Source organism: Cupriavidus sp. GW823-FHT07A04 (assembly GCF_058794615.1).
In genome coordinates this window covers 64,351-76,932 of record NZ_JBXAHA010000021.1, presented here as the reverse complement: position 1 = coordinate 76,932, position 12,582 = coordinate 64,351, and the positions used below count along the sequence as shown (strand labels likewise).

The window sequence follows — 12,582 nt, the reverse complement described above, 5'->3', positions numbered from 1 at the left end:
AGAGCACTTTTCACCTAAACCTTTTGGGGTACGGGCACAGAGTGTGATACTTTTCTCCCCTTGAAAATTCACTTATAAGTTAATATCTTGCAAATAGCCGCCGTTATCCAACACACGTGGACCGTGTACGAGTGCATGACCGCTCGGGGTGATGGCGTCCTTGCCGAAATGAAAGCTGGTGACTTTGACCGCTGCGCTGCCTTTCTTGAGCACGTGGCGGAGCATGGTCCGGAGGTCTTCGCGGAGAACCGCACGCACCACGTGGGCGACGATCCGAAGATCTGGCAGTTTGATGTGACCGGGACACTGCGCTTGCTCTACTTCTACGACGCGGGCAAAGTGATTGTTCTTTCGAAGTTGTTCTACAAGGCTGGTGGTAAGTCTGGGAAGACTCCCAAAACCCTGATCAAGGCGGCGCAGGCTCTGTACGCCGAGTATCAGAAAGCCAAGCAGAACGGTACCCTCAAGTATCTCGATGGAGAGGAAGATGAAGATTAGCAACCGCTACAAGGATGCATTCCAGCGGGCACGGCAATCTCATGAGTATTGGACAGAACGAGCGCTGCTCGAGCTTTCTCGACAACTCGTCGAGACAATGAAGAAGTCCGAGCTTACGCAAAAGGCTCTGGCCGAGAAAATGGGAAAGAAGCCATCGTTTCTGAGTCGGCTTTTTAAGGGTGGCCACAACGTCACCATTGCGACGGCGTCCGAAGTCGCCCATGCCTTGGATATGCATCTTGAAATCAGACTGGAGCGCAATTCCAATGTGATTGGTCGGCAATCGTTTAGTGTAACCAGTGGGATAGATGATGCCACTCCCAACCAAGGAGTCGTTGTTCGCAGCCGCAAGTTTCAATTGGTGAAGTGCGCGAACGATAGTTACACCTCCGGTGTTGAACGGTGCAATATGGCAACCGCTGTTGGACAACGCCTCACAGCATGAATCAGCGACTTCTCGAAAAGGTTCTACCCCATTTGCATATCCAGGCTGCCTATCCGACGAAGGTGGAAGCCAAGGTTGCGCAATGGTTTGATCGGCGACAGGTCTTCGGAAGTTTCACTCGCGTCAATTGGACAACGGGTGATATCTCCGTTGCGGAGATTGCTTTTCCGGGCGACGAAGGCGATGAGAGCGCCAAGCGTACGAACTTCATGAAGTTCATTGTTTGCACGCGAACCCGCATTGTTCGCATGAGCGACGCAGGCGTGCCTGGCGACGCTGATGATCTTAATGACGATGATGTCATCTTTGACTTGCAAGCAGACTTTGCGGTGGAGTACGCGGTTATGGACGTCCAGCCGGATGACCTACCGCAAGACGGTGTTGCGGAGTTCGCTTCGCACAATATGCCCTACCACCTCTGGCCGTACTACCGACAGTTCGCGCAAGATCTGGCGATGCGATTCCAGGTACCGATTCCGACAATTCCATCCTATCGGGTTCCCAAGACACATCAGCCCAAGAAGAAATGAAGCAAACGAAGCCCTGATAAATAGGCGGAGCACGCTCGACTACGAAAAACGGAACGAAGATTCAAGCGCTTCCGCGTCTAAGGCTTTGGAGGCAAATGCGAAATGAGTCGTGACATCATCCGGCCGGGCGGGGCTCTCAATATCCGGAATGCAGGCGCGGACAGATATGAGGCAACGATTACGCTTCCGCCCGATGACGCGGGCCGTGCGGCGCGTGAATGCCCGAACACAGAATGTTCGCCTGGTTATTTTAAAGTAAAGCTTGGTACCGGCCTGTCCGACCAGCAGTCCATGTACTGTCCCTATTGCCGCAGGGAGGCAGGGACAAGTGAGTTTCATACACAGGAGCAAGCCCGTTACGCCAAGGAGCTCGTGCTCAATGAGGTTCGTGCTGGCGTCAATAGTATGCTTCGCGACGCCTTGGACTTAGGTGCCTCAGGGCGTCGCAAGTTCGGTGGTGGGCTTATCTCAATGGAGATGAGTGTTAAGTCATCGCCCATACCCAGTGTGCGTCCGCCATTGGAAGATGAAGTTAGGCGGGATGTCATTTGTCCGCATTGCGCGCTTGACCAGACGGTATTTGGGCTCGCTGCCTGGTGTTCGGATTGCGGCAAGGACATCTTTCTTACGCATATTGAAGGCGAGCTCAACGTCGTGGATCGCATGGTCGGAGACATTGGCCGGCGAGAGCGAGAGCTCGGCCGAAGGGTTGCAGCAAAGGACCTTGAGAACTGCCTGGAGGACGCCGTGTCAATTTTCGAGGCGGCTATGAAAGCGATGACTCGTCGATTTCTTGAGGGGCTGGGCCACGATTCGAAGGGCGTCGACGAAATCTTTGGCAAAGGTAACGCGTTTCAGAACATCGAGCGGACGAAAAAGGTTCTTGCCAGGGTGCTAGGTGTGGTGCCGTTGGAGAACGTGCCGTGGGATGAACTCGGCGCCGCGTTCGAGAAGCGCCATCCCATTACACATAATCTCGGCGTGGTGGACCGGCAGTACATCCAGCGCGCAGAGAGCGGCGACAGGTACGGTCGCGAAGTTCGGGTAACGGCAGATGAGATTAAGGACGTGCTCGGGTATGTCCTGCGGACGCTCTTCTTAGTACATCAGGCCATGTGGCCGGCGCCACCAGGCAGCATGCTTCCTACTTCCTGAAGAAAGTGCGCTCTAGTCAATGCGCTGGAGCCCTCGAATCGTGAGTGCTCCAGAGGCGACTGCAAGTTGCACATGGAACTTCAGTTGCCGGCCGTGCACTGCCTAAGTGCTAAGGTCTCATGGTGATGCGGCTTACCTGGTCGCCGCGGCGCGTTGGCTCACTTGACGGGTGTGCAACGAAGAGGCCTATAGTTCTTTTGCACTACTGGAGTTGAGTCGCGCACGTACTCTTTGCTCTCCCCACCATCCCTGTTCTGCTGGACGATAGTGAGTTGAGCGGGCGTTGACGGACAGGATTTATCAAATCGCTGGGAAGAGGCATCGGATAGCTTCTCATGCTCGCCTGACTTTGTCGACTTACCAAGTTCTGTGCGAACCGCCTGTTCCTTATGTTCCAACAAAGCCATTATGCCAGATACGGCGAAAAGTACCAGCAAGAGAACGGCTCCGACAATCCCGCCCACCTTTGCCCAGACCTTTGTCTTCTGATATGACGGTTCCCCGCCCTTGATGGTCTCCCACTCCTTCTTCAAAAGTGTTCGGCCGATAGCCTCAGCTTCCGTGACGAGCACGGACACGCTCGCGCGGAGAGTATCTGCGTTCCTTTCTTCGCTGCGCTTCCATGCTTCCAGAAGAGCGAGAGCTTGGTCAATTTTCGCTTGGAAGTGTGGAAAGTCTGGGTCATCCGGCTTGAAATGAAGCTTTGCTAGGGCGTAAGAATTGTGAATAACCGCTCGGTGCTCTCGGAGAGCGTCAAAGATTTCCTCGCGAGCATTGGTCTGAGCTTGGTACTCCATCTCGACCATTTTGGCTTCCGGACTGTCCGAAACCGTTTGAGCTTCGTCGGTCTTTGGCTTCAGTTCTAGCCAGGCCTTTGCGCTTCGCGAGTTTTGGTTTCCTAGGGCAACGAGGTCGATAGCCAGTTCGCAATAGCTGCGAATCTGTGACAGCAAGGTTGCCATGGCCTGTCTGGCAGAGTCGGTCCATTGCTGGCGGAACTGGGTGACCTTGCTTTCCTTGTCATTGACCAACTTGACGAAAGTCGCCACTGCGGTGATGAAGCCGGCAAGCAGCGGGACAAGGAAACTGATGGCGGTTTTTTCCATGGTTGTCGGAGCAGGAACAATCCGTGATGTTCCGTCTGGTGCCGCCATTGTTCAACCCCACGCCAGCTGTATTTATTTTGCCTCTTCCTCTCCGTCAAGCGACGCGCCACAGCCGTTGTGGTCTCTGGGGTGATCGTCCTTTTGCTGCAAATTGATACGGTCGGGCTCCCGAATTTCCTGTGAATCAACGACTTGCGAAAAAGTCGACATTCTCGATAAAGGGGAGGTCGGAAAGCCTTGCTGCGAGCGGCTTTCCGGACGGTCACCGTATCAATCTGCAGCAAAAGGACGATCACCCCCAGAAGGGCGAGCAGGCGGTGGCGGATCTGCGCGCCGAACTGGCGGCCGGGCAGGCGAGGGCGCAGGAGGCCGCCGTAGCCGGCGCGGAGGCGCGGGCGCGGCTGCAGGCCGAGCGCGATACGCTCAGCCGGCAACTGGCGGAGGTCGAGCAGGCGCTCCGGCGCGGGCAGGCGGCCCAAGACGAGCTGCGGGCGGAACTGGAGACGGCAGTGCGGCGGGCCGAGCGGGCCGATGCGGAAGCCACGGCCACGCGCCGCCTGGTATCGCCCAGGCGCCGGGCGCCGGCGACACGGACCAAGTTCAAGCCTGGGGCGGCCTGAGGGGGACGCCGAGGCGTCGGATGGCATTTATCCACCGCGCGAGGGGACAAGCCTGTGGAAAAGCCGCGCCGGGGCGGGTGGCCACGGTATTCCCCCCATTTCTAGCGGTCGTTGGAAGTAGAGGCTAGGCCGTGATGGCCTATCGTTGTTTCAAGGTAATGCCGCCGAGCGCCATATTCGGGCGCTCGTGATTGCAAGACCACAACCATCTGGTGGCGTAGTCTTGAACCTCGGCAACGGTGTCGAACAAGTAGTGCACCAGCCAGTCATGCCTGACGGTCCGGTTGTACCGCTCGATGTAAGCACTCTGCTGCGGCCTGCCTGGCTGGATGAACTGCAGCTTGATTCCTCGCTTGCCGGCCCAGTCCTTCAGCGCTTCGCTGACGTATTCCGGGCCGTTGTCGCATCGGATCGCCTGCGGCTTGCCCCGCCACTCGATAATCTGATCCAGGGAACGGATCACCCGCGGCGATGGCAGCGAGAAGTCCACGTCGATACACAGCCCTTCACAGTTGAAGTCGTCGATAACGTTGAACAGCCGGATGCTGCGGCCGTCGGCCAGTTGGTCGTGCATGAAGTCTATGGACCAGCTTTCATTCCACGACTGTGGCACTGCCAAGGGCTCCGGCTGCTCGCGTACGCGCTTCGCTTTATCGCAAGCAGCTTGCCGCGCGGTTCGATTCGTGGCGTATTTTCACTGGCATCGCCAAAAATCCGTCCGCTGCCTTCTGAGTAGGAACGCCGCCTGCCAATGTTGCTGCCCGAGACCTTCAACGTGACAGCGCCGTTCGAACTAGTGATGGGCTACAAATATGGGGAAAAAGGCGGCATCGCGTCGCGCGAAGGATGTCCATGTTGAATCTTGATGAAGAGAAGGCCCTGTTCCAAAGCCTGTTGAGCGAGGCGGCGCGCACCGGCGCCCAGATCGGCCCGCTGATCCACGCGCAGAAGGCGCGCCTACGCGCCTACAGGCGGCGGGCCTCAGCGATGGGGACATCAATGACCTGATCCACGACCGCCATAGCCGGGCCGCCTATCGGCCCCGGTGGGCGCCCCGGGACACGCCCCTGCAGGTGCCCATGGTCGAGGTTGAGCAGGCGCGAGCGCTGGGGGCGCGGCGCAGTGCCGGTACAGCGCGCTGGGTAGCGCCGGCCGGCTCGGATCTGAACCGATTATGCGCTGGCTCGCGCCCGGCTGAGGCGGGCTTGGGGCTGGTTACGCCCCCGGGAAAAGACCGCCATTACGAGCCACAAAGAACCCGGGGTGCCGAATCCGGGGGCACCCATCTGCGGAGAACCCATACAATGTTTTGGCATTCGCGTCACGCGACCGAGCTTCTGGGCCGTGACGCTGGCCGCCGCCGTGGCCACTGGCCTGCTGGTGCTGCCTTGGGCAGCCCAACAAGCGTTGGACTGGCCCATTTCGCGGGGCGTCTAGCTGGGGCTCTTCACCACGGCGTTCTGGGGCAGTATGAGCCACGCCATGCCACCTGCTGGTACACGTGGCCGGCAGCGTGGCGGCTGCCCTTGTGCTGTCGGCAGGCTGGGTTGACGTGACTTGTGGCGGCCCACTTTTGCCCGCTCCGACGTCGCGGAATCGGCTAGACTGCTCGGCATTTACGGAATGAGACACCACTATGGCCAACGGAAGCCGCGTCTTTCGCACGGACGAAAGCCTTGCCGAGGAGGTGCGCACGCGCGACGCGATCGCGCCCTTCCTGTCGGCACGCGGCTACACCGTGCTGCACGACCAGCGCAAGCAGACCGGCACCGCGATCGCGCAATTCCTGCGCGTGCAGGCCCCGGACGGCACGGCCCTGCAGATGCGCGTGCGCCTGTGCTGGCGCCGCACCGACGAGCATCTCGCCGCGCGCACGATCTCGGCGGCGCAGTTGCGCGCGAAGCTCATCAAAGGCAGCTGGGACGACACGCTCGAATTCGTGGTGGCGCGCGACCGCGATGAAGGCAACACCCATCATCTATTGGTGCAGCGCGACGGCGACGACATCGTCTATGCCGCACTCATTCCCTTGGAAGCGTTGGCCGGAATCTGGCGCCGTCAGCGCGACGTGAGCGCCGAGCTGATCGGCAAGGGCCTGCTGGGCCGGATGCGGGCGAACCATGCGATGAACGGCACCAGTCCCACCATCTGGCTGCAGGATGACCGCAAGCCGGCCAGCCGCGCGGTGGCCGACGTGCTGTGGCGCTGGCCGGGCGTGATCGATTTGGCCAAGCTGCCGCTGGTGTCGACCGGCGGCGGGCCGCTCGGCGACGACACCTACGACGACTGCCCAGTGAGCGACGCGTGGCAGCTCGGCAACGATGGCGGCGAGCGCCGCACGGTGCTGCGCTCCGAGGTTCGGCGCGACCAGCAGGTGCGCCGCGCCGTGATCGCGCGGGCCTCCGGCTGCGAGCGCGATGGCTGCGACGAGCGCTCGCGCTATCCCGGTTTCCTCGACGTGCACCACATCCTCGGCGCGGAGGTGAGCGATCGCGCGTGGACGTGCGTCGCGCTATGTCCCAACTGCCATCGCGACGCCCACTATTCGCCGCAGGCCGAGGCGATCAACGCGCAGCTGCTTGCCTATGCCGAGCAATTCCAGCCGGCTCGGCAGGCGCCGGCACTCGCCGGCGCCGATTTGTGTACCCCAACCATACTGACCGAGGGCACGCCATGACCATGGGAACGATCGCCCGTTCCATATCCGAACGCCGCCGTGCGCAGGTTGGCGCCCGACACAGTCCAGACAGGCGGGCGGGCCCGTACACGGGCGTGGCCACCATAGCCATGTTGGCGGTGGCGTCGATCCTCGCCGCGCCGAGCCCGGTCGACGGCTGCCTGCATGGCAAGCTGCTCGGAACCGCAGATCTGGTTGCCTATGAAGGACAGACCGTGACCGAGTTGGAAGCGGCATTTCAGCGGGCAGTCGATCAATACCTGTCCGATCGCGAGGCGTCGCGCCAGTGGCCTAGAGGAGATTCGCAGTGATAACCCCGTACACCAACCACTTCGACAACATGCGGGCCGGCGCGAGCGCGTTCGGCCCTCCGGGGCGCGCGTTGGTTGAGGCGCTGAATGCTTGGGAAAAAATGGGCGCCAGCCTGGCGCCTTGTGGCTTCGATCCAGTGAGCCAGGAGATCCTCCTTCTTGAATCCGTGGACCGTCGCAAGGCGCGCCAGATCTACAAGACGGCGAGGAAGTTGTTTGTCGTCGTGAGCGGCAAGCCATGACGGTTGCTCCGCAGAAGCGCCTGACAACGGTCGAAGAAGCCGGCTTCCTTTCGGGGGAAGCCGCGCTGTTCCGAGACAGCATCCGTCAGTCGCATGGCGACCTACTGGGGCAATGCGCGGTGGCTTCAAGGACCGCCATGGCGATCCTATGCGAGGGGGTGGCCGGGCCGGAGAATATGAGCGCGGCACGCGCTGCATGGGTGCGGAGTATCAGCGCTTGTCAGGGGGCGGTGCTGCTGGCCGAACGCGGCATGGTGACTGAGGCCTGCGCCCTCCTGCGAACGGGGTATGAGCACATGTTCTTTGCGGGCGCCCTCGTGAATGATCCGGCCGTTCTGGACAGGATGCGGGATCAGGATACTGCGGAGCGGCAGAAGACCATCCGTCTGGCGCTGGCCAATTCAGATGTGGGCAGCGTCATTACGGCCGAGCTGCGGGAACAGTTGCGGCAGTCGCTGGAAACGCCCGCCGGTCCGTTGCGCATCAGCGCATTTCAAGCCGCCGAGATCGCGGGCTTGGCCGCCATCTTCCAGACAACCTACCGGCAGTTGTCTTTGATCGGCACCCATGCGAATCTCACCAGTGTCGGCGCAAGCCTCGGGGATTCGCTCACCGAGTTGCGGTTCGTACAGGTCATGGATGACCTGCCGCAGCTGCTGGCCCACATTGTGGGTTGCTTGCAGATGGGCAGCGGCATTTTCCTCACACTGCAACCGCCCGGGGACGGAGCCGAAGCAGGCGAAACGCGCACGGAATGACCCATCAGACTGTGTGGCGCGTCCGCCGAACGCTATGGGAACTGAAGGGGGGGCTTGACGACCCCTTTCACGTAGTGCTCGCCGAGGAGGCAGTCGCTGCCATCGACCTCTGGCTCGACTGTCTTGTCGCGGATGAGCCCGAAGCGACAGCGGACGCTCTGACGCAGGCGAAGGACAAGGTGTTGGCGGCACTCTTCGTGCTTGCCCTGATGGCGGGGCAGGGGCCCGACTTCCGTTGGTGTATGGAAACCGTGGCCCCGCTGTGAATCGGCCGCGCCAGCGCCCAGTAGCCACTACTAGTTGGAATGAGGCGCCACGGATCACGGCATAATGGCACCGCTTTCCGCCGCCGGCGGATTTTCGGGATCGGAGACATCGTGAGTTTTGAAGCCTCGCATTACAACCTGCTGGTCAGTTCCAACGAGGTGGCATGGGAAGGCCTCTCGTGGAGCGTCGACAAAGACCGCTTCTTCGAGTACACCACGGCTGTCGTCAAGAGCCGCATCCCGCCGCTGAGCGACGCCACGTTTACCATGCTGCAGGCGCTGCCCACCGTCTTCGCCTACGAACGCATGTGCGCCAAGCCGGCTCGTGTAGGGCGGATCACGGCGGTCACGCACCGTCATGATGGCTATGGCGTCACGTTCGAACTGGATCCGACCATCGCACCGATCCAGCCCGACCGCCTTGAGGCCCTCGTGCACGAGCTGGATATTGAGCGGAAGTATGAACTCAACCGGACGCACTGGGCCGTCAAGAATGTGGCGCTCGCACCCGTGCTGCAGCATGCGGGTCTGCTGGCGGCGAACGCGACCATCCCGGCACCGCCGCCGCGCACGCCCGTCGTCTTCCTGTCCTATTCGCATGACTCGGCCCAGCACAAGGCATGGGTGGCGCAGCTGGCCATGGACCTGCGCGGCTATGGCGTGGATGTGCGACTCGACCAGTGGCATACGCTACCCGGCGAGGATCTGGAAGTCTTTATGCGCCGGGGCATCACCGACAGTGACTACGTGGTGGTGGTCTGCACCGAGACGTATGTGCGCAAGATCGAGGATGGCACGGGTGGCGCTGGCTTCGAGCACACGCTCATGATGGGCAATTTCCTGCGCCAGCTGGGCACGGGCAAATTCATACCCGTGATCCGCCAGTTGGCCTCGCCTCGCCAACTCATCCCGGCGCTGGCCACGCGCGCCTACGTCGATCTGTCCGATGGGGTCGCGTACCCGGACCGCGTGCAGGAGCTTGCGCGTGCGTTGCACAATCAGCGGCCGCTGCTGCCGCCGCTTGGCCGGCCGCCGGAACCGCCTCCGCCCGTCAGGTAACCCGATGAACACGCCACGGCAACCGCGCCCCCACCTCGGGTATTCGCACGCAAAGTACAATGACCCCCAAGTAGCGAAGCGGAAAATCCCGAGCCTACTTTGATTTGTCGACATCCAATCCGGTCCGAGAGGACCTTCCGTAAGCACCCGGTCATGACCGTCTAGACACTGAAGCACCGATAAGCACAATAGGTCCCCACCTATCGATAAGTGGGGACCTATGTCAGCGTCTGCTAAGGATCAGGAAAGTGGTTATCGCCGGGAACCGAGGCGCCGCTTCTCAGCGGAGTACAAATGCCAGATAGTGCAGGCGCTGCTGTCGTCCCCGATGTCACTGGCGCGCTTCGCGCGCGAGCACGGCCTTAACCACAATCAACTGGCCAGGTGGCGGCGCGAGTACGAACAAGGCACGTATGGACCGATTGCCCAGGCGGCCGTGGAGTTCGTTCCGGTGTGCATCGCTCCGACAGCCAGTTCCCCCCCGCAACGAGCGTCGTCTGGAACGATAACGACCGTTGAGCTTCATCTGCCCAGGGGCAGGATTGTGTTGCACGATGTCGGCGTGGACGGTCTGCGCGAGCTCATCGAGGCACTACGATGATCGGCTTGCCAGTGGGAACACGTGTGTGGGTGGCTGCGGGGATCACCGACATGCGCTGCGGCTTCAACGGGTTGGTGGCCAGGGCCCGGACCACGCTGTCCGAAGACCCATACAGCGGGCACGTCTTTGTGTTCCGCGGCCGGCGCGGCGACCTCATCAAGGTCTTGTGGTGGAGTGGAGATGGGCTCTGTTTGTTGGCCAAGCGCCTAGAGCGAGGCCGCTTCGTCTGGCCGCAGGCTGACAGCGGCAAGGTCCACCTCACGCCCGCACAGCTATCGATGCTTCTCGAAGGCATCGACTGGCGCAAGCCGGAACGCACCTGGCGCCCGACACTCGCCTTGTAAACAGATGCGTTGCTTCCTACACTGCTGTGCATGCCGACAGACCCCGCCACGCTTCCCGATGACATCGCCACGTTGAAGGCGATGATCATCGCGCGAGACAGCGCACTGCGCGATCATGCGATCGAGATCGAACACCTCAAGCTGCTGATTGCCAAGCTCAAGCGCCAGCAGTACGGCCACAGGTCTGAGAAGCTGGACCGGCAGATCGAGCAGCTCGAACTCAAGCTCGAAGAACTGCAGACGGATGAAGGCGTCGCCGCAGCAAGCGCGCCTCGCGCGCGCACTGCCCATGGCAACGGTGGACGCAACCCGCTACCGGCGCACCTGGAACGTGATGACGTCGTTCACGCGCCAGCAGAGACCACGTGTTGCGCATGTGGTGGCGCCTTCAAGGTCTTGGGTGAGGACGTCTCGGAGCAGCTCGAAGTCGTGCCGGCACGACTACGTGTCATCCGACATCGCCGCGTGAAGCTCGCCTGCACTGGCTGCGATCGCATCGTGCAGGCCTCCGCGCCCAGCCGTCCCATCGACCGCGGCATCCCTGGCCCGGGCTTGCTGGCCAACGTGCTGGTCTCAAAGTTCTGCGACCACCAGCCCTTGTATCGTCAGAGCGTTCGTTGGGAACGTGAAGGGATCGATCTGCCCGAGTCGACACTGGGCGACTGGGTCGGAGGCTGCTCGGCATTGCTCAGCCCGCTGGTGGCCGCCGTCCAACGCTATGTGATGGGGGGCAACAAGGTGCATGGCGACGATACGCCGATCCCCGTACTGGCGCCGGGCAATGGAAAGACGAAGACGGCACGGCTGTGGACCTATGTGCGTGATGACCGGCCATCGGCCGATGCCGCGCCACCCGCAGTGTGGTTCGCCTACTCGCCCGATCGCAAGGGCGAACATCCTCAACACCATCTCCGATCCTTCGCCGGGACCTTGCAAGCCGATGCGTACGCTGGCTTCAACGCGGTCTATGAAACGGGGCGAGTGCAAGAAGCCGCTTGCTGGGCGCACGCCAGACGCAAGTTCCACGAGTTGCATGCGGTGCGCCCCAATGCCGTCACCGAGCAGGCGTTGGCGCGCATCGGCGAACTCTATGACATCGAGCGCGAGATCCGAGGGCAGCCACCAGACCTGCGCCGGGAGATCCGGCAACGCGAGGCTGTACCGCGACTCGCGACGCTCAAGACCTGGCTGGAGGAGACGGCGAGCAAGCTCTCGCGCAAGTCCGATACCACGGCGGCCATCCTCTACACGCTCGAGCGTTGGGAGGCGTTCACGCGCTACGCCAACGATGGGCGTCTGGAGATCGACAACAACAGCGCGGAGCGCGCGTTGCGCGCCGTTGCCTTAGGCCGCAAAAACTTCTTGTTCGCGGGCGCTGATAGCGGCGGCGAACGTGCCGCCGCGATGTACACCCTCATCGGCACCGCGAAGCTCAATAACCTCAACCCCGAGGCATACCTGCGTCACGTGCTGAGCCACATCGCCGATCATCCGATCAACCGGATCGATGAACTGCTGCCCTGGGCAGTCGCGCATGAACTTCTGCCTGCGACGTAAGCGCTGAGTTGGACACCCTCATACAGGGAGCCTGCGCTATCGCAACCTTAGGCGCTGCGCTGAACAACGTATCCGCTTGGCGGTTGCCGAAGCAGAATCTCCGATCTGTTCCCACTCCCATTCAGAATGCCACCAAGCGAGGCGGTCGGCCGCACCCCTGATGCTTGGTGCGTCGACCACGGCCAACACATCTGCCGCAACTGACGCCCACCAATCGAGACCTTCGCCGTCACGTGCCTTCGGGTCAATTGCGTCTCGATAGATCTCTTTTACTTGTTCGAGGGTAAGCTCCATCACGGTAGTCAGATAGCATGGACACACGACACGCTATCACATCGGCTTTGCAGTGCAAGTCTTCCTGCCACACGAGCGCCAAAGTGCGGCTCGTCAATACGGTATTGGCCGGGCCGTTA

16 protein-coding genes and 2 pseudogenes are annotated in these 12,582 nt (G+C 61.3%); 16 read left to right on the top strand and 2 right to left on the bottom strand.

What is annotated here, in order from left to right; translation table 11 throughout:
• The first annotated feature begins 135 nt into the window (after positions 1–135).
• The 4 genes from AC1Q7Q_RS31070 (at position 136) to AC1Q7Q_RS31055 (ending at position 2,628) form a co-directional block, all read left to right on the top strand.
• Complete coding sequence (locus AC1Q7Q_RS31070) at positions 136–498, top strand: type II toxin-antitoxin system RelE/ParE family toxin (RefSeq protein WP_492371522.1); 363 nt, start codon at positions 136–138, stop codon at positions 496–498.
• Positions 488–943, top strand: coding sequence for a helix-turn-helix domain-containing protein (locus AC1Q7Q_RS31065; RefSeq protein WP_492371523.1), 456 nt, complete (start codon positions 488–490; stop codon positions 941–943). The genes AC1Q7Q_RS31070 and AC1Q7Q_RS31065 overlap by 11 nt, the downstream gene beginning before the upstream one ends.
• Positions 940–1,473 (top strand): hypothetical protein, encoded by a 534-nt coding sequence (locus AC1Q7Q_RS31060; RefSeq protein ID WP_492371524.1) that lies wholly within the window; start codon positions 940–942, stop codon positions 1,471–1,473. The genes AC1Q7Q_RS31065 and AC1Q7Q_RS31060 overlap by 4 nt, the downstream gene beginning before the upstream one ends.
• 102 nt (positions 1,474–1,575) lie before the next feature.
• Entirely contained in the window at positions 1,576–2,628 is a 1,053-nt protein-coding gene (locus AC1Q7Q_RS31055; RefSeq protein WP_492371525.1) for a hypothetical protein, read from the top strand.
• Positions 2,629–2,786: 158 nt separating this feature from the next.
• Here the strand turns inward: AC1Q7Q_RS31055 and AC1Q7Q_RS31050 are convergent, their stop codons facing one another.
• The gene (locus AC1Q7Q_RS31050) at positions 2,787–3,734 is read right to left on the bottom strand and encodes a hypothetical protein (RefSeq protein ID WP_492371526.1); all 948 of its coding nucleotides are present in this window, start codon (positions 3,732–3,734) and stop codon (positions 2,787–2,789) included.
• A gap of 179 nt (positions 3,735–3,913) precedes the next feature.
• On the opposite strand from AC1Q7Q_RS31050, the gene AC1Q7Q_RS31045 reads away from it, so the two are divergent.
• Positions 3,914–4,354, top strand: coding sequence for a hypothetical protein (locus tag AC1Q7Q_RS31045; RefSeq protein ID WP_492371527.1), 441 nt, complete (start codon positions 3,914–3,916; stop codon positions 4,352–4,354).
• Positions 4,355–4,493: 139 nt separating this feature from the next.
• Here the strand turns inward: AC1Q7Q_RS31045 and AC1Q7Q_RS31040 are convergent.
• Positions 4,494–4,994: pseudogene (locus AC1Q7Q_RS31040) on the bottom strand (DDE-type integrase/transposase/recombinase); the annotation flags it as partial.
• Between AC1Q7Q_RS31040 and AC1Q7Q_RS31035 the strand changes: the two are divergent.
• From AC1Q7Q_RS31035 to tnpC, 11 genes and pseudogenes are all read left to right on the top strand, one after another.
• A pseudogene (locus tag AC1Q7Q_RS31035) lies at positions 4,991–5,086 on the top strand (IS6 family transposase); the annotation flags it as partial. The pseudogenes AC1Q7Q_RS31040 and AC1Q7Q_RS31035 sit on opposite strands and share 4 nt — an antisense overlap.
• A 120-nt stretch (positions 5,087–5,206) precedes the next feature.
• Positions 5,207–5,362: a hypothetical protein gene (locus AC1Q7Q_RS31030; RefSeq protein WP_492371528.1), complete on the top strand. Its 156-nt coding sequence runs from the start codon at positions 5,207–5,209 to the stop codon at positions 5,360–5,362.
• 628 nt (positions 5,363–5,990) lie between these two features.
• Positions 5,991–7,031 (top strand): HNH endonuclease, encoded by a 1,041-nt coding sequence (locus tag AC1Q7Q_RS31025; protein ID WP_492371529.1) that lies wholly within the window; start codon positions 5,991–5,993, stop codon positions 7,029–7,031.
• Positions 7,028–7,342, top strand: coding sequence for a hypothetical protein (locus tag AC1Q7Q_RS31020; protein ID WP_492371530.1), 315 nt, complete (start codon positions 7,028–7,030; stop codon positions 7,340–7,342). Before AC1Q7Q_RS31025 ends, AC1Q7Q_RS31020 begins: the two co-directional genes overlap by 4 nt.
• A complete protein-coding gene (locus tag AC1Q7Q_RS31015) occupies positions 7,339–7,584 on the top strand; it encodes a hypothetical protein (protein ID WP_492371531.1) in 246 nt (81 codons plus the stop codon). The genes AC1Q7Q_RS31020 and AC1Q7Q_RS31015 overlap by 4 nt, the downstream gene beginning before the upstream one ends.
• Entirely contained in the window at positions 7,581–8,342 is a 762-nt protein-coding gene (locus AC1Q7Q_RS31010) for a DUF5677 domain-containing protein (protein WP_492371532.1), read from the top strand. Before AC1Q7Q_RS31015 ends, AC1Q7Q_RS31010 begins: the two co-directional genes overlap by 4 nt.
• Positions 8,339–8,608 carry a hypothetical protein gene (locus AC1Q7Q_RS31005; RefSeq protein WP_492371533.1) on the top strand — a complete coding sequence of 90 codons (270 nt, stop codon included), beginning with the start codon at positions 8,339–8,341 and terminating at the stop codon, positions 8,606–8,608. Before AC1Q7Q_RS31010 ends, AC1Q7Q_RS31005 begins: the two co-directional genes overlap by 4 nt.
• Positions 8,609–8,719: 111 nt before the next feature.
• The gene (locus tag AC1Q7Q_RS31000) at positions 8,720–9,667 is read left to right on the top strand and encodes a toll/interleukin-1 receptor domain-containing protein (protein WP_492371534.1); all 948 of its coding nucleotides are present in this window, start codon (positions 8,720–8,722) and stop codon (positions 9,665–9,667) included.
• Between the two features lie 220 nt (positions 9,668–9,887).
• Positions 9,888–10,268, top strand: coding sequence for an IS66-like element accessory protein TnpA (gene tnpA / locus AC1Q7Q_RS30995; RefSeq protein ID WP_492371535.1), 381 nt, complete (start codon positions 9,888–9,890; stop codon positions 10,266–10,268).
• Positions 10,265–10,612 carry an IS66 family insertion sequence element accessory protein TnpB gene (gene tnpB, locus AC1Q7Q_RS30990; protein ID WP_492371536.1) on the top strand — a complete coding sequence of 116 codons (348 nt, stop codon included), beginning with the start codon at positions 10,265–10,267 and terminating at the stop codon, positions 10,610–10,612. Before tnpA ends, tnpB begins: the two co-directional genes overlap by 4 nt.
• A 30-nt stretch (positions 10,613–10,642) precedes the next feature.
• Entirely contained in the window at positions 10,643–12,169 is a 1,527-nt protein-coding gene (gene tnpC / locus AC1Q7Q_RS30985) for an IS66 family transposase (protein ID WP_492371537.1), read from the top strand.
• Positions 12,170–12,582 lie beyond the last annotated feature (413 nt).